Origin of the sequence: Kocuria sp. KD4 (assembly GCF_011769905.1) — a bacterium.
Lineage (GTDB): Bacteria > Actinomycetota > Actinomycetes > Actinomycetales > Micrococcaceae > Kocuria > Kocuria marina.
In genome coordinates, this window is sequence record NZ_CP050449.1 from 2008736 (window position 1) to 2031721 (window position 22986).

Here is a 22986-nt window from a genome sequence, read left to right on the forward strand (position 1 = left end):
CCGCCCATGATGGTGGTCCGGCTCTTCCGCGGGCCGGTTACGAGTGGCCGAGTCAGCGAACACACGTCGTAGGAGGAGACATGTCCACCGTCGCTCTCGTTGTCGTTCTGGGCTTCGTGCTTTTCGTCGTCCTCGTCGTCGTCCTGGTCGTCGGGGTGGTTCTCACGGCCTCACTCCGCCGGCAGCGCCCGCCCGCGTCCGACCCGGCCCCTCCGCTCAAGGGCCACGTGATGCGGGGCGCACCTCCCGCCGATCGTTGAGGACGACCCCTTGCCGGCAGGACCCTTGCCCGGGCCTTTCACGTCCGAGCGGTGGATCGCGGCTTAGAGTGGTGCCCGTGACTGAGAACGCAACGGCTTGCACGGATCCCTTCGACCTCGCCCGCCGCGCCGCGGACGTCCTGCGTGAGCGCACCGGCGTGCAGAGGCACCGGATCGCCCTGACCCTGGGCTCCGGGTGGGGCGGTGCCGCGGACCTCATCGGTGAGACCGAACACGAGATCCCCGCGACCGAGATCCCCGGCTTCTCCGCCCCCGCCCTGCAGGGCCACGGCGGCACCCTGCGTTCCATCCGGCTCACGAACGGGGATCACGCCCTGGTGATCGGGGCGCGCACCCACTTCTACGAGGGCAAGGGTGTGCGGGCCGTGGCCCACGGCGTGCGCACGGCCGCCGCGGCCGGAGCCGAGATCATGATCCTGACGAACGGATGCGGCGGACTGAACCCCGCATGGGCGCCCGGGACCCCCGTGTTGATCCGCGATCACATCAACCTCACCGCACACTCCCCGCTCGAAGGCGCCACCTTCGTGGACCTCACCGACCTTTATTCTCGGCGGATGCGGGACATCGCCCACCAGGTGGACCCCGGACTCGACGAAGGCGTTTACGCCCAGTTCACCGGACCTCACTACGAGACACCGGCGGAGGTTCGGATGGCCAAGGTGCTCGGAGCGGACCTCGTGGGCATGTCTACGGCGCTCGAGGCGATTGCCGCGCGCCACGCCGGCCTCGAGGTGCTGGGGATGTCTCTCGTGACCAATCTCGCGGCGGGGATCAGCGACGAGCCACTGTCCCACGAGGAAGTGCTCGAGGCCGGCCAGGCCGCCGGTCCCCGGATCTCCCGGCTGCTCGCGGACGTCGTCGCAAAGTTGTGAGAACGCCCGCCGGTTCGGGTGCTCGATATCGACGGAATGTCGGCAAGTTCCGGTCCCAGGCACTAGACTGGACGCAGGAACGTAATGGGCCCGCCGCGGCGGTCTGAAAGGGTGAACTCATGGTCAGAAGAGCCGAAACACACACGAGCGATCAGTACTCCGCTGGGCGCACGGTGGAGGATGGCAGCCACGCGGTGACCGAGGACCACCGGGCCGCCCGCTCCGACCACGATTCCGCGTCCCGCCGCAAGCCGCAATACTCTGGCCAGGACGACGTCGTGAAGAACGCCATCCTCTTCGGCGGCGGTTTCATCACCATCCTGGTGAGCCTTTACCTCTTCGCGTCCTACCCGGACAGCTGGTTGTTGTTCCTGCTCGGGATCCTGGCCTACGGTCTGGCCCTCATGGTCCCCACCACTATCCTCAACGGCAGCACCGCCAAGCACTCCACGGGTGGCAAGGAAGTCACCCTGGACCTCCCGCGCGACGCCTCCGAGATGGCCCGCCAGCCCATCGGAGCGGGTCAGCTCCAGGACAACGTGAGCCACTGACGCACCACATCCACGACAGCCCCGCTCGTCCACCCGGATGAGCGGGGCTGTTTCCGTGTGCGGGCCTGCGACGACGCCGCGCCAAGGTACCCGGGGTGAGTCAGTACCCGGGCGAGGCGGAGCCCGGACGGGGCCGCGCTATCCCTACTGCGAGACCTCTTCCGTAGGTGCCTGTACCGGAGGGAAGATCGCGTCCAGCACCTCCCGTGCCCATGCGAGGATCTCCCCGTCCACGAGGTCCTTGCCCCCGATCCGCGCGGTCTTGGGTTTGGGGATCAGCGCCATGCGGGTGTCCGCCCCCGGGACCAACTTCACCTGCGCGCCCGGGTACATCCGGGTCAGGCGCATCTCGCGGGACTCGGTGAGCTCGGCCGGCGAGAACCGGATCATGGTGCCCTGGGTGGCCACGTCCGTGAGACCCGCGGCGCGCGCCCTGATCCGCAACCGGGCGACGTCGAGCAGGTTCTCCACCGGGGTGGGTAGCGGGCCGTAACGGTCCTTGAGTTCCTCGCCGGCCTCCGCGACGGCTTCTTCCGTGGCGGCGTTCGCGATCGTGCGGTACGCCTCGAGCCGCAAGCGCTCACCGGGCACGTAGTCGTGCGGGAGGTGGGCGTTGACGGGCAGCTCGATCTTCATCTCGGCGGGACCCGTGTCCTGGTCGCCGCGGTACTCGGCTACGGCCTCCCCCACGAGCCGCAGGTACATGTCGAAGCCCACGCCCGCGATGTGTCCGGACTGTTCCCCGCCCAGCAGGTTGCCCGCACCGCGGATCTCGAGGTCCTTCATGGCCAATTGCAGACCCGAGCCGAGCTCGTTGTGGGCGGCCACGGCCTTGAGCCGTTCCAGTGCCGTCTCACTGAGGGGTTTCTCCGTGGGGTACAGGAAATAGGCGTAGGCACGTTCACGCCCACGGCCCACGCGACCGCGCAACTGGTGCAGCTGCGACAGCCCGTAGCGGTCCGCGTGGTCCACGATCAGCGTGTTGGCGTTGGCGATGTCCAGGCCCGTTTCCACGATGGTGGTGCACACCAGGACGTCGAACTTCTTCTCCCAGAAGTCCACGATGATCTGCTCCAGGCGCGACTCGCTCATCTGTCCGTGGGCCACCGCGATCCGCGCCTCGGGGACGAGTTCGGCGAGCGCCTTGGCCTGCGCCTCGATCGAGGAGACACGGTTGTGGATGAAAAACACCTGGCCCTCGCGCATGAGCTCACGCCGGATGGCCGCGGAGACCTGCTTGTCCGTGTAGGGCCCCGCGTACGTGAGCACGGGGTGGCGTTCCTCGGGCGGGGTCGCGAGCGTGGAGGTCTCACGGATGCCCGTCATGGACATCTCCAACGTGCGCGGGATGGGGGTCGCGGACATGGCCAGGACGTCCACGTCCGTGCGCATGGCCTTGAGCTTCTCCTTGTGCTCCACGCCGAAACGCTGTTCCTCGTCGATGATCACCAGGCCCAGGTTCTTGAACTGGGTCTCCTTGGAGAGCAGTCGGTGGGTCCCGATGACGACGTCGATCGCGCCGGAGCGCAGTCCCTCGAGCGTGGCCTTGGACTCCTTGGCGCTCTGGAACCGGGACAGCGTGGCCAGGCGCACCGGGAAGCCCGAGAAGCGTTCGGCGAAGGTCTCGGTGTGCTGCTGGGCGAGCAGCGTGGTGGGCACGAGCACGGCCACCTGTTTGCCGTCCTGCACGGCCTTGAACGCCGCGCGCACCGCGACCTCGGTCTTGCCGTAGCCCACGTCCCCGGAGATCAACCGGTCCATGGGGATGGGCCGTTCCATGTCCGCCTTGACCTCGTCGATCGTGGTGAGCTGATCCGGGGTCTCCACGTACGGGAAGGCCTGTTCGAGTTCGCGCTGCCACGGGGTGTCCGGGCCGAACGCGTACCCCTTGGACGCCATGCGCGCCGAGTACAGCCGGATCAGCTCGTTGGCGATCTCCTTGACGGCCTTCTTGGCGCTGCGCTTGGTCTTGTTCCAGTCCGCGCCACCCATCTTGGACAACGACGGCGCTTCCCCGCCCACGTACGTGCTCACCTGGTCGAGCTGCTCCGTGGGCACGAACAACCGGTCCCGGGGACCGTTGCGCTTGGACGGCGCGTACTCGAGCACGAGGTACTCGCGCACGGGCTTGGGTTGACCCGGGGCAGTCATGGCCCCGGCGATCGGTCGCTGCACGAGTTCGATGAACTGCCCGATCCCGTGCTGCTCGTGCACCACGTAGTCGCCCTTCTGCAGGGCCAGGGGGTCCACCTGGTTGCGCTTGCGCCGCTGCGGCAGTTTGCGCTGGGCCCGGTTGTCGTAGGCGGTGGAACGCCCGAGCACGTCCGCCTCGGTCAACAGGGCGGTGCGCGTGGCATCGATGACGAACCCGCGTCCGGCGCGGGCCGTGGTCAGTTCCACGAGACCGGCCCGGGGCACCTCCGTGAGGCTGTCGCACCGGGCGGCGGGGATCTCCGCCCCGTGCAGCAGCTCGCTCAGCCGCTGCAGCGGTCCGGGGCCGTCCGTGACGAGCACGACCCGCCAGTCGTCGTGCACGCGCTCCCCCAGGAAGCGCAGCATGGCCTCCACGTCCCCCGAGAACCGGGTGGGTTCGCGCGCCGTGACGGTCAGGGTGTCGGCGTCGGTGTCCGCGAGCCGGACCTCCTCGTCCGCGGTGTCGGCGTCGATCTGGGAGGTCGTCACGGCGTTGACGTTGAGCCCCGTGACGGACCACCACCCCACCGACCGGTCGAGCGCGAGTTCCCGGACCTCCCCCACTGTGTGGAAGGACCCGGCGGCGAGCGTGCGGGACGCGCCGTCGAGCGCGGCGTGCAGGTCCAGCGGGGCGTCGTTGCCGCCCGAGGCGGACTCCCACGCGGCCGTGAGGAACTCCTGGTTGGTGGCCACGAGGTCGTGCGCGCGGGCCCGGACCTTCTCGGGTTCGAGCACCACGGTCATGGAGCCTTCGGGCAGCAGGGACATGAGCTGGACCATCTCGTCCGCGAGCAGTGGCGCGAGCGATTCCATGCCCTCCACGTACTGCCCGCCAGCAATACGCTCCAGGATCTCGCGCCCGCCCGGCAGCTGTTCCTTGAGCTTGGCGGCGCGCGACTGCACCGACGGGGTGATGAGTAGTTCGCGGCACGGCGGCGCCACGATCACGGACGGGTGTTCGGCATCGGTCAGCGTGCGCTGGTCCGCGACCGCGAACCACCGCATCTCGTCGAGCTCGTCCCCGAAGAACTCCGCGCGCACCGGGTGGTCCTCGGTGGGCGGGAAGACGTCGATGATGCCACCGCGCACCGCGAACTCACCGCGGCGGGTCACCATGTCCACGCGCGAATACGCTGCCCCGGCAAGACTTGTCACGAGCTGCTGGAAGTCGTACTCCTGGCCCGTGCGCAGCGTCACCGGTTTCATGGCACCCAGCCCGGCGACCACGGGCTGCAGCACCGAACGCACCGGCGCCACGACCACGCGCAGCGGCTGTTCCCCGTCCTGCGCGTGGTCCAGGCGCCGCAGCACGCTCAATCGCTGACCCACGGTGTCCGAGCGCGGCGAGAGTCGTTCGTGCGGCAGGGTCTCCCAGGACGGGAAGTTCGCGATCTGCTCGGCGGGCACGTAGGACGCGAGCCCCGACTGCAGTTCCTCGGCCTCACGTCCCGTGGCGGTCACGGCAAGCAGGATCGGGGTGGACCCCGCGGAACCGCCCTTGGCCCCGTCGGACGACGACGCTGCCCCGGCCCCGTCCGCGAGCCCCCGCGCGATCTGCGCGAGCACCGGCGCGCGCAAGCCGTCGGTCGCGCTGATGATCGTCTCGGCGGAGCGTTCCGTGAGCGGCCGGGCGGCCTGCGCGCGGATGTTCGCGAAGCTGCGGTCCTCGGAGAGCGCGGTGAGCAGACCGGTCAGGGACATGGGTGGCTGACTCCTGGTGGGTGCGGTGATCGGGACCTGTGGCCCCGCGCCCATGACGGGCGCGACGGAACGCGCTACAGCCTACTCGGGACGTCGGACACGATCCCCCGCGAGCGCCCCGTCCGGACCATGCCCTCGCAAGAAGTGCACCGGGTCGGCCGGACTCACGCGAGGTCAGCCCCGTACGCGAGCGCGCGGACCCGACACCCGTTCCCACGGCCGGACTCGCACCGGGCGGCCCGCTCGTACCCTGGAGACATGACAACAGCTGAGCACCCCGCCCTGACCGGACTGACCGTGGCCGTGACCGCGCATCGCCGCGCCGCCGAGCAGGGCGGGGCGTTCGAACGCCACGGGGCACGTGTGCTCCACGCGCCCGCGCTCAAGCTCGCCCCGGTGGACGAGGACGACGCCGTGTTCGCCACCGTGCGCGAGACGATCGCGACTCCCCCGGACGCCGTGCTCGTCACGACGGGCTACGGCTTCGACCGGTGGCTGCGCGTGGCCGAGCAGGAAGGGCTGGGTGACGAGCTGCTGAAGGCGCTGCGCGGCGTCGTCGTCATGGCACGCGGAGCGAAGGCCCGGGGGCAGTTGCAGGCCAAGGGCGTGACGTGCGCGTACACGGGTGCGTCCGGGCGCACCGCGGAGCTCGTGGACCGCGTGCTCGCGGGGGATCCCGCGGCGCAGCGCCCCGCGACCGTGACTGTGCAGGTGCACGGCACCACGGACGAGGAGCAGCTCGAGCGGTTGCGCGCGGGTGGGATCGCGGTGCGCGTGGTGGCGCCCTATCAGTGGGAGTCCGCGGACGAGGGTTCCCGACTGGCCGGGCTCGTGCGCGACGTCGTGGCCGGGGAGATCGACTACGTCACGTTCACCGCCGCGCCCGCCGTGGACGCGCTGTTCGACGCCGCTCGCTCGGTGGGCGCGTACGACGAGTTGGTGGGTGCATTACGCGAGGGCCGGTGCACCGCGGTGGCGATCGGGCCGGTGTGTGTACAACCGCTCGAGGAAGCGGGCATCACGAACGCCGTGGTGCCCGAGCGGTTCCGCCTGGGGGCCATGGTCAAGGCCGTGTGCGATCACGCGCGGGAGGCCGCCTCGCGGTAGTGCTCCACAGTGAGCTCCGTGAGTTCCGGGGGCACCGATCCAGGGTGGACGAGTAGCGGCTCGGCCACGACGTCGCCGCCGGCCGTGAGGACGCGACCGTGGAAGAAGCCCGGCGCCAGGAGGTACGGGACGAGCAGCACGCGCCCGGCATCGGCTGGCGTGGTTTCCGAGCTCTGCGCTGCGTACGGGCGCGATGCTCGACCGTGGGAGCCGGGCCGTTCGGAGTGTTGACCGAGCTCCGCGCGCGCGGCGGCCACGGCATCGGGAACCGAGGGCCGCGCCGCTGAGAGGTAGGCGGCCGTCACGGGCGTGCCCAGTGCATCGCCGAGGTATCGGGCCATGAGCTCGCAATCGTCCCGCGAACGGGGATCGGAGGATCCCGCCGCGACCATGAGCACGCGATCGGCCGGTGCGAGACCGGGTGCGCCCGCGGCGTCGAGCGCCTCGGTGAGCCGCCGGGCCATCACGCCCGCCAGGCGCCGGTCGGGGCCCAGTGCCGCGGCCACGACGTGCTGTGGTGAGGACTGGACGGCCCGGGCCATGTCCACGAACACGTGGTACCCGGCGGAGAGCAACAGCGGCACGACCACCGCGGGGTGCTCGGCGTGTTCCCGGGTGCGCGCCACCAGGTCGGGTTCCTGGACGTCCACCCACGTGTCCACCACGTCCACCTCGGGAAGGGCGGCACGCACCTGCTCGACCAGGGCGGCGACGGCGCGTTGTCCCCGCTCGTCGCGGGTCCCGTGGGCGCACGCGAGCAGGACGGGAGCGGAGGCGGGATGCGTGTTCACATAGTCCATTGTGCCGGTTTCCCAGGTTGCGCGGCGCATCCGGGAGGCCGCGGTCGCGGGACCGATGACTAGGATGAGGGCAGCCCGCGCACCGTGTCCCATGGCGCGCGGAAACCGACGATTCGGCGACGACCCTGAGGAGCACCATGTCCGTCAACGCTTCCACCACCATCAAGGCCCCCGTGGACACCGTCCTGGCCACGTTCGTGGACGAGGCCTTCGTCCGTCACGTGAGCGCCTTGGCCGGAACGCAGTTCGAGTCCTTCAAGGTCAACGGGGACACCTCCACGGCGTTCACCGCGACCACCGTGCGCAGCATGGGCTCGGACAAGCTGCCGGACGTGGCGCAGAAGTTCGTCAAGGGCGGGGTGAAGCTCACCCAGGTGGACACGTACGGCGCCCCCGCCGCGGACGGTACCCGTACCGTGCGCACCGAGATCAACGTGGCCGGTCTGCCCGTGGGAGCCACCGCGCACCAGACCATCAAACCCCTGGGTGAGGACGAGACCTCGGTAGACGTCACCGGTGAGGTGCAGGCCAACATCCCGCTCGTGGGCAAGAAGATCGCCGCGGCCGCCGAGCCCTACATCGGCAAGGCCCTGACCCTGCAGGCCCGCCAGGCCGAGGCGTGGATCATCAAGAACTGAGCGCCTCGCGGGTCTAGGATGGCCGGGCGGGCACCATCGATGCCCGCCCGGCCATCCTTCGTCCTACTCGACAACCGCGGTTCACCCGTGAACCACGTGACGGGAGTTCCTTGTCTTGAGCACAGACACGCAGACGTCCTCCGGTTCCGGTGGATCCTTCACGAATTTCCTGCGCCGGGACACCACCGGCGGTCTCTTCCTTCTGATCGCCATGGTGTTGGCCCTCGTGATCGCCAATTCCCCGTGGGGGGAGGTCTACTTCGGGCTGCGTGACACCGAGGTGGGCCCGAGTGTGGCCGGGCTGCAGCACACCGTGGGGCACTGGGCCTCGGACGGGCTGCTCGCGATCTTCTTCTTCCTCACGGGGTTGGAGTTGAAGACCGAGTTCGTGGACGGGGAACTGCACAACATCCGTAAGGCGATCCTGCCGGTCGTGGCCGCGTGCGGCGGCGTGCTCGTTCCCGCGTTGATCTTCCTGGGGGTCAACCTGGCCGCCGGTTCGGAGCGCACCGCGCTGCACGGCTGGGCGATCCCCACCGCCACGGACATCGCCTTCGCGGTGTCGGTGCTCGCGGTCGTGGGTTCGTCCCTTCCCGTGGCCATGCGCACGTTCCTGTTGACCCTGGCGGTCGTGGACGACCTCATCGCGATCGCGATCATCGCGTTCGTCTACACCGAGAGCGTGAACTTCCCGTTCCTGGGCGGGGCCGCGGTGCTGCTGACACTGTACTGGTTCCTCACCCACAAGTTCATGGGGTGGTTCATGGCCCGGCACTGGGCCGCGTGGGTCATCCTGCTGCCCATCGGTGTGGTGACGTGGTGGCTGGTCTACGAGTCCGGGATCCACGCGACGATCGCGGGCGTCCTGTTGGGCTTCATGGTCCCCGTGCTCAAGCAGAAGCCGCGCATCATCCGTCAGGAGGACCCCCGCATGGGGTTGGCGCCCGCGCTCGAACACCGCTTCCGTCCGCTGTCCAACGGCTTCGTGATCCCCGTCTTCGCGTTCTTCTCGGCGGGTGTGGCCGTGGGCGGCTGGGACGGTGTGACCTCCGCCGCCACGGACCCGGTGGCCCTGGGCATCGTGGCCGGTCTACTGCTCGGCAAGCCCATCGGCATCTTCGGTGCCGCGTGGCTCATGGACCGTTTCACGTCCGCGGAGAAGGACCGGGACTACACCTGGTTCGACATGTTCGGCATGACGATCGTCGCGGGCATCGGGTTCACGGTGTCCCTGCTCGTGGGCGAACTGAGCTTCGGAGAGGGCAGCCCCCACGGCGACCACGCCAAGGTGGGCATCCTGTGCGGTTCCCTGCTCGCCGCGCTGATCGGTGGCACTCTCGTGGCCACGCGCAACAAGAAGTACAAGGCGATGCGCACGGCCGGCCACGACCCGGACACCCTGGACTGACGCCCACACACCGCTGCACAAGAGACGCGCCCGCTCCCCCGATGCGGGGGGCGGGCGCGTTACGCGTGACGGGCGGTCAGGCCGGGTTGCGGGGGTGGAAGTACTGCTGCGCGGCGGTCAAGCCCCGCTCGCTGAGCATCTCGACGGCGTCGGCGGCGTCACTGATGAGCAGCGGCAGTTCTTTGGCCTGCGCGCCGGAAAATCGCTTGAGCACATAATCGGCGGTATCCATGCGTCCCGGGGGTCGACCCACGCCCACGCGAACCCGGATGTAATCCCTAGTCCCCAGAGCCTTGGTGATGTCCCGCAGCCCGTTGTGACCGCCCCCACGACCATGGCACCGCTGTTGTGCCGGGTCCCCGCGTAGCGGTCCCCCGGGTTGCACAGTCCCACGACCAGCGTCCGCTGCGTCATCTCGTGTCCCTTCTTCGGGGCGGGGGCCCGCTCGTTCGTCCCGCACCGTATCGGGTGTCGGATTGTTCGTTGCCGTCCACGTCGATCTCGAGCACGGCGTTGGAGTTACGGGACGCGAGCATCATGTCGTGGCCCGGCAGGATCACGTGCAGCGGCTCGGCACCGTGGCCGTCCTGGCGGTCGTGGGCTCGGCCCTGCCCACTGCCATGCGCACCTTTCTCTTGACCCTGGCCGTTGTCGATGATCTGATCGCGCTCATCATCATTGCGTTCGTGTACACGGATTCCGTGCGCGTGCTCTTCCTGGGCGGCGCAGCCGTGCTGCTCGGGATCCTCTGGGTACTCACCCACAAGTACGCCAACTAGTTCATCGCCAAGCACTGGGCCGCCTGGGTGATCCTGTTGCCCTTTGGAGTGGCCACGTGGTGGTTCGTCTACGAAGCCGGCGTGCATGCCACCATTGCCGGTGTCTTGCTGGGGTTCATGGTGCCCGTCATGAAGAACACTCCCCGAGTCATCCGTCACGAGGACCCCGAGATGGGCCTGGCCCCGGCCCTCGAGCATCGTTTCCGCCCGCTATCCAACGGCCTGGTCATCCCCATTTTCGCGTTCTTATCCGCTGGCGTGGCCGTGGGCGGCATCGAGGGCATCAACTCCGCAGCCACTGATCCCGTGGCGCTGGGTATCGTGGCCGGTCTGCTGATCGGTAAACCCGTGGGGATTTTCGGCGCATCCTGGCTCATGGACCGGTTCAGTCCAGCGGTCAAGGACAACGACTACACCTGGACCGATATGTTCGGCATGCCGTTCGTGGCCGGTATCGGCTTCACGGTGTCCCTGCTCGTGACCGAGCTGAGCTTCGGCACCGGCAGCCCCCACAACGACCACGCCAGGGCGGGAATTCTGTTCGGCTCCATGTTGGCCGCCGTCATTGGTGGCATCATGCTGCTGACCCGCAACGCCACGTACAAGAAAATCCGGGCCCACGGCGTGGATCCGGACGTCTACGACAACTGACATGTACGGGAGTTCTGTCGAGAGGACAGGGTGAGGTGCCGTCCGGAAGCTATCCGGGCGGCGCCTCTTGTTGGCCCAGCCGGTGCTGGTCGGAAAGCGTGTCAGGTGGCGACGCGCGGTCAGACTGATATGCGCGGGTTGGGTACCGCAGGACGGTGTTCGGCTAGAACGGACCGCGTGTCTACAATCCAGCGTGGCACCGCAACAGGAACCTCGTGCTGCTGCTCATAGTTGTATCGCGGGTCGCTCCACGCGCTACCTCCCGGGACCACCGGCGGGTCGGCTTGTAGGGGCGGGAGACCTATCCGGTGGCGGCCCCGCCCATCTGCTCATCCATCACGGCCAAGGACCAGCACCACCCGGCCAGCTCCCGTGCGATAGCCACGTTAGCGATCGTGGAGCGCGTCTTCCGTTCAAGCATCCGCACCCAGCGGTTGTGCAATCTGCGGTTGCTGGCATCGCCGCGGGCCCGAGCCGCAGCCGGGGCCAGGTCCCAGCGGTCCCGCATGATCTTGCCGATGCAGTATGCCCGGCGGTGGTGCCAGGCTGCGTCGACCAGCAGCCGCCAGGCATGGGTGTTACCGGTGAAGCGGTGCCAGTCCCCGATCTCCACTGCCAGCCCGAAGCCGGTCAGTGTGGAGATCCCGCGCAAGCACCCCAGCCAGTGGACGACCTCGGCGAATTGGGACTCGGCGGCCATCTTGGTAATTGCTTGATCCAGTCGGTCACGGCGGTCCGCAGTGGCCAGAACCGTCTCGTGCTCGGCATCAAAAGCCATCCGCGTGGCCGGGGATTCCAAGTACTGGCGGGCCAGGTGCACCGCGTCCTTCGCATCAGTTTTCACCCGGTCCCCAAAAGACCGTTGCAGCTTCCAGGGGCCGCCACCACACACCGGATCCCGTCTGCGTTCAACACCCGAGATGACCCGAAACCGATGGGGCGGCCTCGTAGGTCACCGCCACCGGCCCGGGCAGCTGGCGGATCCAGGACCGAATGCGATTGTGATCTGAATCAGCCGGGCCTGGAGTAGTTCACCGGTCAACCCGTCGATGGCTGCTGCCCCTACCGATCGGGCGTGCACATCCAGCCCTACGCTCGTACGCTCTGTCAACACCGGGGCCTCCGACAACTGTTGGATAGGCCGGGCATGTCCGGTAACCCACGAATCTCTGTGAGGGAGGCTCCGGCCCGCAACCCCTCCACGACAGACGGGTCACTAGATACCGTTTAGACGGTCTTGGACGCCGCGTGCTTCACGGCGTCCTCGACGGCCACCCAGCTGAGCATCGCGCACTTCACGCGCGCCACGAACTTGGACACCCCCGCGAAAGCAGCGGCGTCGCCCAGGATCTCTTCATCCGGAGTCACCTGGCCACGCGACCGCAGCATGTCACGGAAGTGCTCAATCAGTGTGTCCAGCTCGGGCAGGCTCATTCCCGGTGCCGTTTCCGCTAACACCGACGCCGCCGCCATGGAAATCGAGCAGCCCTCGCCGTTCCACTCCACGGCCTCCACCGTGGGGGTCTCCCCGCCTGTCACCGTCACCCGCACGGTGATTTCATCACCGCACGTGGGGTTGTACTGATGCGACACTCCGCTGCGCTCATCAGCCGATGAAACGTCCTGGCTCGCCTCCCCACTGCGCTTGTGCGAGTGCTCCAAAATGATGGTCTGGTACAGCTGGTCCAATTCAGCGCTCATGCGCCCTCCGCCCGGAAGTAGCCGCGAACACGCGAAAGCTCGTCGAGGAAGCGATCGATGTCGTCGGTGGTGTTGTACAAATACGTGCTTGCGCGTGTGCTGGCCGTGAGGCCCAATTCGCGGTGGAGCGGCTGGGCGCAGTGGTGACCAACGCGCACGGCAATTCCCGCGGCATCCAAGAGCTGACCCACATCGTGCGCGTGCACCCCGGCCACGTCAATGCTGACCAGGCCCACGCGCTCCATCCCGGGTTCGGGACCGAGGAGACGAACGCCGTTGATCTCGGTGACACCTCGTGCCAACTGGCGGCCGAGTTCGGCCTCCCACGCCTCGATCCGGCCCATGCCGATCGCCTGCAGGTATCGCACGGCCTCAGCCCAGGCGACGGCCTGGCTGATGCGCTGGGTACCGGCTTCGAAGCGGACGGGCGAGTCCAGATAGCGAGCATGCTCGGTGGTGACCTCGGTGATCATGGAGCCGCCGGTGAGGAACGTGGGCAGCGCATTGAGCAACTCGTGGCGACCGTAGAGCGCGCCGATGCCCGTGGGACCCAGCATCTTGTGCGCGGAGAACACGGCGAAGTCCACGCCGAGCGCGGGAAAATCTATGGGCATGTGCGGCACGGATTGGCACGCATCGAGAACCGTGAGCGCGCCGATCTTTTGGGCCTCCCCCACGATGGCCTGCACATCCGTGATCGCACCGGTCACGTTGGACACGTGAGTGAACGCGACGAGCTTGGTGCGCTCCGAGACTGTGTCGGCAACCGCCTGGGGCGTGATCAGACCGCGCGCGTCCACGGGAACCACGCGCAGGCTCGCACCCGTGCGGGCTGCCAGTTCCTGCCACGGGATCAAATTCGCGTGGTGCTCCGCCTGGGTCGTGACGATCTCATCATCGGGCCCCACTCGAAACCGCTCCGCGTTCTCGGAACCATTGGAACCTGCGGTCGCGTTGGACATCGCGTAACTGAGCAGGTTCAGCCCCTCGGTGGCGTTGGAGGTCCAGACCAGTGAATAAGGGTCCGCACCCACGAAGTGCGCGATCGTGGCCCGTGCGTCCTCGAAGAGATCCGTGGCCTCGACAGCCAGCGTGTGGGCGCCGCGGTGGACTGCTGCACGATGATGCAGGGTGAAGTCGCGTTCCGCGTCAGCGACCGCCAGGGGCACCTGGGAGGTGGCACCGGTGTCTAGGTACACCAACGGATGACCCGCCACCTGCGATTCGGTGAGCAGCGGGAAATCCTGCTTCAGCCTCAAGACCTGCTCGTTGTCCAAGGGGGTTGTGGGCATGACTCCTTCTTACGAGCTTCCGCTCCTTGACGAACGCTACGGGCATTTCGACCGTAGTCCGGTGCGAGCACGGTGACGAATGGTGATTACGCAGTGTTGAGGCCACCGTCACTATGGGCCGGGTCCGCGGTGTCACCGGCCGGCGCGGGCCGGACGCGAGAACCCGGCCCGGTGTCAGGACAATCTGGCGTGGAAGTACTGTTGCGCGGCGGTCAAGCCCCGCTCGCTGAGCATTTCCACGGCGTCGGCGGCGTCACTGATGAGCAGCGGCAGTTCTTTGGCCTGCGCGCCGGAAAATCGCTTGAGCACATAATCGGCGGTATCCATGCGTCCCGGGGGTCGACCCACGCCCACGCGAACCCGGATGTAATCCCTGGTCCCCAGAGCCTTGGTGATGTCCCGCAGCCCGTTGTGACCGCCCTCCCCACCACCGCGCTTGAGCTTGACGGCACCGAAGGGCAGGTCAACGTCGTCGTGGACCACCACGAGCTCGTCCGCACCCAGGGAGTAGTACTGGGCCAGCGCGCTCACAGGCCCCCCGGAGACGTTCATGTAGCTCAAGGGCTGGGCCACCACGAGTCGCGGCGCCCCCGGACGTATCCGGGTCTCCGCCACGGCGGCGCGCGCCTTGTGGGCGGAGAGTTTCACGCCGGCGCGCTGCGCGAGTTCGGCCACGACCATGGCACCGATGTTGTGCCGGGTCCCCGCGTAGCGGTCCCCCGGGTTGCCCAGTCCCACGACCAGCGTCCGCTGCGTCATCTCGTGTCCCTTCTTCCGTGCGGGGCCCCGCTCGTTCGTCCCGCACCGTATCGAGTGTCGGATTGTTCGCTGCCGTCCCCGTGTCCGGACCCGGGGACGACGGCGGCGGCAGGCACACGTGGTGCTTGCCGCCGCTCATCACATCGCCTCAACCCGTTACGGACGGGCGACCACTTGGATCACTCGTCGTCCGAGGACTCCTCGGCCGACTCCTGCGCGGTCTCGCCCTCGACGTCCTCGGTCTCCGGCTCCTCACCCAGATCCTGCTCCACGGGCTCGGACACATTGATGACCAGCAGCTCGGGGTCGGACACGAGCGTGACACCGGAGGGCAGGGTCACGTCCGCGGCGTAGATGTGCTCGCCGGCCTCGCGGCCCTCGATGTCCACGACGACGTTCTCAGGAACCTTCAGCGCGTCGGCCTCGACGAGCAGGACGTTCTCCTCCACGTTGTGCACGGCGGTCGCGGCGACCTCGCCCTCGACGGTCACGGGGATCTCGACCTCGACACGCTCACCGCGGCGCACGGTCAGCAGGTCGATGTGCAGGATCTCGGGGCGCACGGGGTGGCGCTGGACGTCCTTGATCATCGCGAGGTGGCCCTCGCCGTCCACGTCGATCTCGAGCACGGCGTTGGAGTTACGGGACGCGAGCATCATTTCGTGGCCCGGCAGGATCACGTGCAGCGGCTCGGCACCGTGGCCGTAGATCACGGCGGGGATCTGGTCGTTGGCGCGCACGCGGCGGGAGTAGCCCTTGCCGAACTCGGTGCGCAGGGTCGCGGGAATGGTGATGACGTCCACCATGGTGGGTCTCCTTCGATCGTGGGTCTGGTTGGTTACCGTCAGACCGTCCGAGTCACGGTGGAGGTGCTCGCACCGTGCGTCCCGAACGTTGTTACGACCGACGTGGTGCGGTACCCCACTCGCCCACCGCTCGGGATGCACTCACCGGTCGCGGTGGATTATAAGGATCCACAAGCCGTCGTCGATAACGGGGCGGGACGACCGCCCCCTCGCCTTGGCAACGGGCCCACGATAGCACGTGCCCCACCCCCGGCGCCGCCTCTGGGTTTGACCCCCAAGCGGGCGACGACGCGGCCCCGTCAAGGACGTCACATGTCCACAATTCTGTACCGATTCATGAACTCCGGGGATATTCGAGCAGGTGAGAGAGTATGTTGACTAATTAGCGGGCGTAAATCTCGGGGGAGATGAACACCGCGGTGCGGGGACTCGTTGGGAACGGTCCACGCATCGGAGCGAGCGCGTGGGGCGTCTCGCCGTCGAACGGTTTTGGGGGAAGGTTCGTCGACCGTGTTCCAACATGCAAGCCAGAAACACAAGCACTTGTCGTGGCGCGAGAGCTACCAGACGGAACTGAGGATCTACGACGCTTTGTCCCTGGTGCTCGCGCTCGCCGCGGCCCAGGCCCTGCGGTTCGGCTGGCTGCAGGGGTTGCTGCAGGTGGACGTGCTGCCCGTGCCCTACTGGCTCGTGGGGCTGCTGCTGGCCGTGGGGTGGTGGCTGTGGCTCGAGCTGCGCGGCACCCGCGGTGTGCGGCTGATCGGTAACGGCGCGGAGGAGGCAAAGCAGCTCGTCACGGCCTCGCTCACGTTGTTCGCCGCGATCGCCATCGCCTCCTACGCCTTCAACGTGCCCACGGCGCGCGGGTACATCCTGATCGCGCTGCCTCTCGGCACACTGGCCCTTTTCGCAGGACGCATGTGGGCGCGGCGTCAACTCATGCAGCGGCGCAAGAACGGGCTCAACATGTCCCGCACCATGGTGGTGGGTCGCTTCCCGGGGGCGGTGGAACTTGTTGGAGAGCTGCAGAGTCGCCCGGACGCCGGGTTCAACCCCGTGGCGGTCTATATGCCCACCTCGCACCACCAACTGCCGCAGTCCCTGCACTCCGTGCGGGTACCCGTCAACGCACTCGCGCCGGAGGAACGCCCGAGCGTCCAGGGGATCATGCAGGCGTGCCGCGAGCACGACATCGAGACGCTCGTGATGGCCGCCGCTGTACCCCTGAACACCACTGAGATCCGCCACCTGGGCTGGGCGCTCGCGGACGAGCGGATCCGACTGGTCATGAACACCGGGCTCACGGACGTGGCCGGACCCCGGATCCACACCCAGCAGCTCGTGGGTCTGCCGCTGATCCACGTGGCCACCCCGCGTTTCACCCGGTCCAAGAAGATCGTCAAGCGCATCATCGACGTCACCGGCTCTCTGGCCGCGCTGATCATCCTCTTCCCCGTGATGCTCGTGCTGGGCATCCTGGTCAAGGCGCACGACGGCGGTCCCGCGTTCTTCGCGCAGGAGCGCGTGGGGATTGACGGCACCCGGTTCCGGATGCTCAAGTTCCGTTCCATGTACACGGACGCCGAGGAACGCAAGGCCGCCCTGATGGCCGCCAATGAGTCTCAGGGGGACGTGCTCTTCAAGATGAAGGATGATCCCCGCGTGACCGCACCCGGCAAGTGGATGCGCCGGTTCAGCCTGGACGAGCTGCCGCAGTTCATCAACGTGCTCAACGGCACCATGTCCCTCGTGGGGCCCCGCCCGCCGCTGGCCAGCGAGGTGGACAAGTACGAGCAGCACGTCTACCGCCGCTTGCGTGTGCGCCCCGGGATCACTGGCCTATGGCAGGTCTCCGGTCGTTCGGACCTCGACTGGAACCAGACCGTGCGCCTGGACCTGTACTACGTGGAGAACTGGTCGCCGGTGCAGGACTTGATCATCATGCTGCGGACCGTGCGCGCGGTCTTCGCATCCGAAGGCGCCTACTGAGGTCGAAATCAGAAGTATTTCTTCTCGAAATGCAATCGTGATGACCGTTGCGTGTGAGATACATCAAATTCCTGGGTGACCACTTACACTTTCTAGTGCGTCCCCCTGGCCGCTCGCCTTCCCCCCCAACGAGTGGCTCCCCCCCCCACACGCAGTAAAGGCTACGCGTATGATCTCCCCCCGAAAATCAGTGCTGCCCGCTGCCGTGACCGCCGCGGTCCTGGCACTGACCACCTTCATGCCCGCCACGGCGGCCAACGATCCCGCGGAGAACCTCAATCCCGAGAAGGGGAAAGTGGTCTCCGTGGAAACCCACGAACTCGAGACGGTTGTCAAGGACCCCCAGCTGCCCACGGCCCCGCCCAAGACCGGTGACAAGAATCCCGGCGCGACCATGGGCCAGAAGATGAAGTCCATGGCGACCACGACCAACCTCTCGGAGGCATCCGAGAAGGAACTCGACAAGGTGGCCGAGAACGTCCTGGGCCCCGAGGCGGCGAAACCCTCCGCCGCGCCGTCGACCGCGACGCCGTCGCCCAAGACCCCCGCCACGCCGTCCGCGAGCGCGAACCCGAAGGCCACCGCGAGTGCCGCCGCGCAGGCCGCGGGCACCACGGGCATCGGCCCGGCCGGTTCCATGTCCCTCGTGATCCGGGAGAACAACTGGATCCCGACCGGGATCCAGGGCATGGACGTCTCCGGGTGGCAGCCTGCCGTGAACTGGAGCGCGGAATACGCCGCCGGCGCACGCTTCGCTTACGTCAAGGCCACCGAGGGGACCGGTTATCACTCCGAGGCCTTCGACGACCAGTACACGGGCTCGTACGAGGTGGGCATGTTCCGCGGCGCGTACCACTTCGCGCTGCCCTCACAGTCCTCGGGTGCCGCCCAGGCGGACTTCTTCATCAACAACGGCGGCGGCTGGTCCTCGGACGGCAAGACCCTGCCCGGCCTGCTGGACATCGAGTACAACCCGTACGCCTCCCTGGGTGGCACGTGCTACAACATGTCCCAGCCGCAGATGACCGCGTGGATCAAGTCCTTCTCGGACCGCTACAAGCAGCGCACTGGTCGACTGCCCGCGATCTACACGACCGCGGACTGGTGGCAGACCTGCACGGGCAACACGGCGCAGTTCAACGACCACCCCCTGCACCTCGCGTCCTACGGCGTCATGGCACCCCAGTGGTACCCCAATGGCTGGTCGCGCTACGACATCTGGCAGTACACGGACAGCGGGCCCTTCTCGGGTGACTCGAACGTGTACGGCGGTTCGTGGGCGCAGCTGCAGGCCCTGGCATCGTCGTCGAACTACAAGCCGCTGGGCGGGCGCGCGACCGGCTACTCCGTGGCCGGCGGCATCGGCGCGATCTACCGCGCCACGGGCGGCGCCGCGAAGTGGGGCACCCCGGTGGGCCCCGAGGCCAACGCCGCGAACGGCGGCCGGTACCAAGAGTTCGTGCGCAACGGCGTGAAGTCCACCGCGTACTGGCACCGCACCACGGGCGGGCACATGGTCCGCAACACGAGCAGCATCGGCGGGAAGTTCATCGGCGCCGGACGGGAACGCGGTTACGGCTTCCCGATCACCGAGGAGCGCTCGCTGGCGGGCGGGGCCTACCAGGTCTTCCGTACCCCGTCCGGTAAGTCCACCAAGCTCATGTGGTCCCCGCGCACGGGTTCGCGCGCGATCAAGGAGTACGGCGCGATCGGTCAGCGCTGGGCGAAGTCCGGTATGGAGCGCGGCCTGGGCTATCCCACGACCGACGAGTACCGCGCGGGCTACGAGATCCGTCAGCAGTTCTCCAACGGATACGTGATCGGGTACAACACCGTCTACGGCGGGACCCGGATCAGCCGGTTGTGATGCCGTGGTGTCCGGGGTGATGCGCCCCGGACACCACGACTCCCGAGCACGACGAAGGCCGGGGTGGCGTGTGCCGCCCCGGCCTTCGTCGTACCGGAAACCGCGTCGTAGCGGTCACCGGCGGTTGTCAGGAGCGGCCGTTGAACAGGCTGGTGACCGATCCGTCCTCGAAGACCTCCTGGATGGCACGGGCGATCAGCGGGGCGATCGAGAGCACCTCGAGGTTCTCGAACTGGTGCTCCGGGGGCACGGGCAGGGTGTCGGTCACGGCCACCTTGTCCGCGCCGCACGAGGACAACCGCTCCACGGCGGGACCGGAGAACACGGCGTGCGTGGCCGCGATGATCACGTTCTTCGCGCCCTGGTCCTTGAGCACCTTCACGGCGCCGGTGATCGTTCCGCCGGTGTCGATCATGTCGTCGATGAGCACGCACGTGCGGCCCTTGATGTTGCCCACGACCTCCTTGGACACCGCCTGGTTGGGCACGGTGATGTCCCGGGTCTTGTGCACGAACGCGAGCGGGGCACCGCCCAGGCGCTCGGCCCACTGCTCGGCCACGCGCACACGGCCGGTGTCCGGAGACACCACGGTCACGTTGTCCACGTCCACCACGGAGCGCACGTAGTCGCTCAGCAGCGGGATGGCCATGAGGTGGTCCACGGGTCCGTCGAAGAAACCCTGAATCTGCGCGGTGTGCAGGTCCACGGACATCAGCCGGTCCGCGCCCGCGGTCTTGTAGAGGTCCGCGATCAGGCGAGCGGAGATGGGCTCGCGGCCGCGGTGCTTCTTGTCCTGGCGCGCGTACGGGTAGAACGGGCTGACCACGGTGATGGACTTGGCGGACGCCCGTTTGAGGGAGTCCAGCATGATGAGCTGCTCCATCAACCACTGGTTGATGGGAGCGGGGTGGGACTGAATCAGGAACGCGTCCGCGCCGCGCACCGACTCACCGAAGCGCACGTAGGTCTCCCCGTTCGCGAAGTCGTACGCGTCCGTGGGGACCAGTTCGGTGCCCAGCTCACGGGCGATGTTGTTGGCGAGCTCGGGATGGGCCCGACCCGAGAGCAGAACCATGCGGTTCGAACCCGTGTTGGTGATGCCGGTCATGTGAACTCGCTTTCCTTGAATTCCTGTGGATCACTGCTCGCGTGCCGTGCGCCCGGACTCAGGCGTGGTCGTCGCGGTCAGAGTCTTGAGCGGCCTGGGCCGCGCGTGCCGCCGCGGTTCCGGGACGGTGCTCCTGCACCCATCCTTCCACGATGACCTGCTTGCCCTCCGTGAGCACCAGGGCCCCGGCGGGGACGTCCTTGCGCACGGTGGTCCCGGCACCCGAGTAGGCGCCGTCGCCCACGGTCACGGGGGCCACGTACATGTTGTCCGAACCCATGCGGACGTCGTTGCCGATCCTGGTGTGGTGCTTGGCCACGCCGTCGTAGTTCACGAAGACCGAGGCCGCGCCGATGTTGGAGTTCTCCCCGATCGTGGCGTCCCCCACGTAGGACAGGTGCGGGACCTTGGAGCCGCGTCCGATCGTGGCCTTCTTGGTCTCCACGAACGTGCCGATCTTGCCGTACTCGCCCAGGACCGTGCCAGGGCGCAGGTACGCGAAGGGGCCCACCGTGGCGCCCGCGCGCAGCTCGGAATCGCTGCCGTGGGTGCGCGTGACGTGCGCTCCGCGGCCCACGATCACGTCGGTCAGGGTGGTGTCGGGGCCCACGACGGCGTCCTCCGCGACCCGCGTACGCCCGTGCAGTTGGGTCCCGGGTAGCACGGTGCTGTCCGCCTCGAGCTCCACGGTGTCGTCGATCCACGTGGTCGCGGGGTCCACGATGGACACCCCGTTGCGCATGTGCATTTGCAGGGTGCGCTGGTTGAGGTAGTGCCCCAGTGCCGCGAGCTGGACGCGGTCGTTGGCGCCCTCGAGCTCCATGTAATCCGTCATCTTCAAGGCGTCCACGCGGTGGCCGGCCTCGCGCGCGAGACGCGGGACGTCCGTGAGGTACTTCTCCGCCTGGGCGTTGTCGGTGTCCACGCGGGAGAGCGCATCCCGCAGCACCGCGGCGTCGAACGCGAAGATCCCGGAGTTGACCTCGCTCACGGCACGCTCGGCGTCCGTGGCGTCCTTGAACTCCTTGATCTCGGCGAACTCGCCGCGCTCGTCCCGCAGGATCCGGCCGTACTTGCCGGGCTCGGGGTGATCGGCGGTCAGCACCGTCACGGCGTTGCCGTGGGAGTCGTGGTGCGCCACGAACTCGCGCAGCGTGTCCACCATGAGCAGGGGGACGTCCCCGTAGGTCACCAGCACAGTGCCGCTCACGGGGGTCTCGGCGTCGAGGACCTCGAGGCCCGCGTCCACGGCGGAACCGGTACCGGGGACGTCCGACTGGTCCGCGGTCAGGACCTCGGGATCCACGGCCGCGATGTGCTCGGCCACGAGATCGCGCTGGTGACGGATCACGGCCACGATGCGCTGCGGCGCGAGCTCGCGGGCCACCTTCAAGGCGTGGCCGAGCATGGAACGACCCCCGATCTCATGCAGGATCTTGGGGGTCTTGGACTTCATGCGGGTGCCCTTACCCGCGGCCAGGACGATGACGGCGGCGGGGTTCTGCCCGGTGCTCGCGGTGTCAATGGTGCTCACGGAGCAGACTCCTCTGGTTGCTCGTGAGGCGGTGGGGGCCATCTACGCCTCGATGTATCGTGCGTTCCGCCACTAGGACTCGAACCTAGACTCACGGCTCCAAAGGCCGGTGTGCTGCCAATTACACCATGGCGGAGCGTTGTCACCCGCGGGCGCCAACATGTGCGTGCGCCCGGAGGACCCACGAGACGTCACTTTATCATCTGCGTTCAGCGCGTCAGCACGAGCAGAACCCGCCCCGCTGCACGGTTCTCCTCGAATCCGGGGAGCCCCCGGGACAGGGTCTCGGCGTCCTCCACGGTGATCCCGCGCACGAGCACGGGGGCGCGTGCGGCGGCGCGGCGCACGTACTCCCACGCGGCGTTGTCGGCCTGTCCGGCGGCCCGGGAACGCGAGACGTCCCACGCCATGGAGGTGACGTCCGGGGCGGTGACGTCCAGCGCGCCGTTGTCGTACTCGCGGTCCAGCAGGGCCATGAGCATGCCCACTTCCTCCACGATCGTGCTGTTCTGCACCATGAGCTTGACCTGGCGGTGGGACGCTGCTTCCGCGAGCGCGGCGAGCATCGAGTACAGCCGCCGCCGCTGCCGCCCCCGGTGCGCCACCCCGCCCAGGGCGAGCACGAGCCACCCGGCGCCCACACCGCGGCACAGCTCCAGGGCGTCGTCCACGGCCGCGAGCACGCCCTCGTCGGGGATGTCGTCGTCCACGGCCACGGGCGCGCGCAACAACAGGGGTTCCGCGCCGGCCTCGCGCAGGCGTAGAGCGGTCTGGCGGCGCACGAGCGAACCCATGTGCGGCCCCACGGGGTGGTCCCCGCCGATCGTGATCTCCACCGGCCCCGGGAACTCACGGATCCGGGCCACCGCCTCGGCGAGGCCCTGGGGATCGTCCAGGACGGTTCCCGCGGGCGTCTCCCCGCGTCCTGTTGCGTCGTGCATGGCAC

18 protein-coding genes, 1 tRNA gene and 3 pseudogenes are annotated in these 22986 nt (G+C 68.1%); 9 read left to right on the top strand and 13 right to left on the bottom strand.

The genetic code is table 11. The features are described from left to right. The first annotated feature begins 80 nt into the window (after nt 1-80). From HBK84_RS09040 to HBK84_RS09050, 3 genes are all read left to right on the top strand, one after another. Nucleotides 81-260 carry a hypothetical protein gene (locus tag HBK84_RS09040; protein ID WP_085106942.1) on the top strand — a complete coding sequence of 60 codons (180 nt, stop codon included), beginning with the start codon at nt 81-83 and terminating at the stop codon, nt 258-260. A gap of 77 nt (nt 261-337) precedes the next feature. Continuing rightward, a complete protein-coding gene (locus HBK84_RS09045; RefSeq protein WP_085106998.1) occupies nt 338-1156 on the top strand; it encodes a purine-nucleoside phosphorylase in 819 nt (272 codons plus the stop codon). A 119-nt stretch (nt 1157-1275) separates the two neighbouring features. Beyond that, nucleotides 1276-1707: a hypothetical protein gene (locus HBK84_RS09050; RefSeq protein WP_098053338.1), complete on the top strand. Its 432-nt coding sequence runs from the start codon at nt 1276-1278 to the stop codon at nt 1705-1707. Between the two features lie 144 nt (nt 1708-1851). Here HBK84_RS09050 and mfd read toward each other — a convergent pair whose 3' ends face one another. Further along, on the bottom strand, nt 1852-5601 hold the full coding sequence (gene mfd / locus HBK84_RS09055) for a transcription-repair coupling factor (RefSeq protein ID WP_167318713.1): 3750 nt from the start codon (nt 5599-5601) through the stop codon (nt 1852-1854). Between the two features lie 258 nt (nt 5602-5859). Between mfd and HBK84_RS09060 the strand changes: the two genes are divergently transcribed. Then, the gene (locus tag HBK84_RS09060) at nt 5860-6708 is read left to right on the top strand and encodes a uroporphyrinogen-III synthase (protein WP_167318714.1); all 849 of its coding nucleotides are present in this window, start codon (nt 5860-5862) and stop codon (nt 6706-6708) included. On the opposite strand, the gene HBK84_RS09065 is transcribed toward HBK84_RS09060, so the two are convergent. Further along, complete coding sequence (locus HBK84_RS09065) at nt 6681-7508, bottom strand: sirohydrochlorin chelatase (protein WP_167318715.1); 828 nt, start codon at nt 7506-7508, stop codon at nt 6681-6683. The two genes, HBK84_RS09060 and HBK84_RS09065, sit on opposite strands and share 28 nt — an antisense overlap. A 137-nt stretch (nt 7509-7645) precedes the next feature. On the opposite strand from HBK84_RS09065, the gene HBK84_RS09070 reads away from it, so the two are divergent. After that, nucleotides 7646-8146, top strand: coding sequence for a DUF2505 domain-containing protein (locus HBK84_RS09070; RefSeq protein WP_167318716.1), 501 nt, complete (start codon nt 7646-7648; stop codon nt 8144-8146). Nucleotides 8147-8261: 115 nt separating this feature from the next. Beyond that, complete coding sequence (gene nhaA / locus HBK84_RS09075; protein WP_167318717.1) at nt 8262-9554, top strand: Na+/H+ antiporter NhaA; 1293 nt, start codon at nt 8262-8264, stop codon at nt 9552-9554. A 76-nt stretch (nt 9555-9630) separates the two neighbouring features. Here the strand turns inward: nhaA and HBK84_RS09080 are convergent. After that, nucleotides 9631-9888 (bottom strand): annotated as a pseudogene (locus tag HBK84_RS09080) (aminoacyl-tRNA hydrolase); the annotation flags it as partial. Nucleotides 9889-9902: 14 nt separating this feature from the next. After that, nucleotides 9903-9968, bottom strand: a pseudogene (locus tag HBK84_RS12860) (aminoacyl-tRNA hydrolase); the annotation flags it as partial. A 206-nt stretch (nt 9969-10174) separates the two neighbouring features. Between HBK84_RS12860 and HBK84_RS09085 the strand changes: the two are divergent. Then, nucleotides 10175-10984, top strand: a pseudogene (locus HBK84_RS09085) (Na+/H+ antiporter NhaA). A 301-nt stretch (nt 10985-11285) separates the two neighbouring features. Here HBK84_RS09085 and HBK84_RS09090 read toward each other — a convergent pair. From HBK84_RS09090 to HBK84_RS09110, 5 genes are all read right to left on the bottom strand, one after another. Next, complete coding sequence (locus HBK84_RS09090; RefSeq protein WP_240918918.1) at nt 11286-11828, bottom strand: hypothetical protein; 543 nt, start codon at nt 11826-11828, stop codon at nt 11286-11288. Nucleotides 11829-12211: 383 nt separating this feature from the next. Beyond that, nucleotides 12212-12685: a Fe-S cluster assembly sulfur transfer protein SufU gene (sufU, locus tag HBK84_RS09095; RefSeq protein ID WP_144999544.1), complete on the bottom strand. Its 474-nt coding sequence runs from the start codon at nt 12683-12685 to the stop codon at nt 12212-12214. Next, nucleotides 12682-13977 (bottom strand): aminotransferase class V-fold PLP-dependent enzyme, encoded by a 1296-nt coding sequence (locus HBK84_RS09100; protein WP_167318718.1) that lies wholly within the window; start codon nt 13975-13977, stop codon nt 12682-12684. Before HBK84_RS09100 ends, sufU begins: the two co-directional genes overlap by 4 nt. A gap of 174 nt (nt 13978-14151) precedes the next feature. Then, nucleotides 14152-14736 (bottom strand): aminoacyl-tRNA hydrolase, encoded by a 585-nt coding sequence (gene pth / locus HBK84_RS09105; RefSeq protein WP_035963638.1) that lies wholly within the window; start codon nt 14734-14736, stop codon nt 14152-14154. A 179-nt stretch (nt 14737-14915) separates the two neighbouring features. Then, the gene (locus HBK84_RS09110; RefSeq protein ID WP_167318719.1) at nt 14916-15542 is read right to left on the bottom strand and encodes a 50S ribosomal protein L25/general stress protein Ctc; all 627 of its coding nucleotides are present in this window, start codon (nt 15540-15542) and stop codon (nt 14916-14918) included. A 510-nt stretch (nt 15543-16052) separates the two neighbouring features. Here HBK84_RS09110 and HBK84_RS09115 point away from each other — a divergent pair. Both HBK84_RS09115 and HBK84_RS09120 read left to right on the top strand, forming a co-directional pair. Further along, a complete protein-coding gene (locus HBK84_RS09115; RefSeq protein WP_144931293.1) occupies nt 16053-17531 on the top strand; it encodes a sugar transferase in 1479 nt (492 codons plus the stop codon). Nucleotides 17532-17700: 169 nt separating this feature from the next. After that, entirely contained in the window at nt 17701-19398 is a 1698-nt protein-coding gene (locus HBK84_RS09120; RefSeq protein WP_144999472.1) for a GH25 family lysozyme, read from the top strand. Nucleotides 19399-19525: 127 nt separating this feature from the next. On the opposite strand, the gene HBK84_RS09125 is transcribed toward HBK84_RS09120, so the two are convergent. The 4 genes from HBK84_RS09125 to HBK84_RS09140 all read right to left on the bottom strand — a co-directional run bounded on the left by HBK84_RS09125 (nt 19526) and on the right by HBK84_RS09140 (nt 22981). Then, on the bottom strand, nt 19526-20506 hold the full coding sequence (locus HBK84_RS09125; RefSeq protein ID WP_064847154.1) for a ribose-phosphate diphosphokinase: 981 nt from the start codon (nt 20504-20506) through the stop codon (nt 19526-19528). A 58-nt stretch (nt 20507-20564) separates the two neighbouring features. After that, complete coding sequence (gene glmU / locus HBK84_RS09130; protein ID WP_370520525.1) at nt 20565-22040, bottom strand: bifunctional UDP-N-acetylglucosamine diphosphorylase/glucosamine-1-phosphate N-acetyltransferase GlmU; 1476 nt, start codon at nt 22038-22040, stop codon at nt 20565-20567. Between the two features lie 64 nt (nt 22041-22104). Continuing rightward, a tRNA-Gln gene (locus tag HBK84_RS09135) sits at nt 22105-22176 on the bottom strand. A 73-nt stretch (nt 22177-22249) separates the two neighbouring features. Beyond that, on the bottom strand, nt 22250-22981 hold the full coding sequence (locus HBK84_RS09140) for a hypothetical protein (protein WP_167318720.1): 732 nt from the start codon (nt 22979-22981) through the stop codon (nt 22250-22252). Nucleotides 22982-22986 lie beyond the last annotated feature (5 nt).

What these genes read in the sequence shown, in the direction of transcription:
- HBK84_RS09065 (WP_167318715.1), bottom strand. Translation starts at nt 7,508, where the DNA reads ATGGACTATGTGAACACGCATCCCGCCTCCGCTCCCGTCCTGCTCGCG.
- HBK84_RS09100 (WP_167318718.1), bottom strand. Translation starts at nt 13,977, where the DNA reads ATGCCCACAACCCCCTTGGACAACGAGCAGGTCTTGAGGCTGAAGCAG.
- HBK84_RS09060 (WP_167318714.1), top strand. Translation starts at nt 5,860, where the DNA reads ATGACAACAGCTGAGCACCCCGCCCTGACCGGACTGACCGTGGCCGTG.
- sufU (WP_144999544.1), bottom strand. Translation starts at nt 12,685, where the DNA reads ATGAGCGCTGAATTGGACCAGCTGTACCAGACCATCATTTTGGAGCAC.
- pth (WP_035963638.1), bottom strand. Translation starts at nt 14,736, where the DNA reads ATGACGCAGCGGACGCTGGTCGTGGGACTGGGCAACCCGGGGGACCGC.
- HBK84_RS09070 (WP_167318716.1), top strand. Translation starts at nt 7,646, where the DNA reads ATGTCCGTCAACGCTTCCACCACCATCAAGGCCCCCGTGGACACCGTC.
- HBK84_RS09125 (WP_064847154.1), bottom strand. Translation starts at nt 20,506, where the DNA reads ATGACCGGCATCACCAACACGGGTTCGAACCGCATGGTTCTGCTCTCG.
- HBK84_RS09120 (WP_144999472.1), top strand. Translation starts at nt 17,701, where the DNA reads ATGATCTCCCCCCGAAAATCAGTGCTGCCCGCTGCCGTGACCGCCGCG.
- mfd (WP_167318713.1), bottom strand. Translation starts at nt 5,601, where the DNA reads ATGTCCCTGACCGGTCTGCTCACCGCGCTCTCCGAGGACCGCAGCTTC.
- HBK84_RS09050 (WP_098053338.1), top strand. Translation starts at nt 1,276, where the DNA reads ATGGTCAGAAGAGCCGAAACACACACGAGCGATCAGTACTCCGCTGGG.
- HBK84_RS09140 (WP_167318720.1), bottom strand. Translation starts at nt 22,981, where the DNA reads ATGCACGACGCAACAGGACGCGGGGAGACGCCCGCGGGAACCGTCCTG.
- HBK84_RS09110 (WP_167318719.1), bottom strand. Translation starts at nt 15,542, where the DNA reads ATGGTGGACGTCATCACCATTCCCGCGACCCTGCGCACCGAGTTCGGC.
- HBK84_RS09040 (WP_085106942.1), top strand. Translation starts at nt 81, where the DNA reads ATGTCCACCGTCGCTCTCGTTGTCGTTCTGGGCTTCGTGCTTTTCGTC.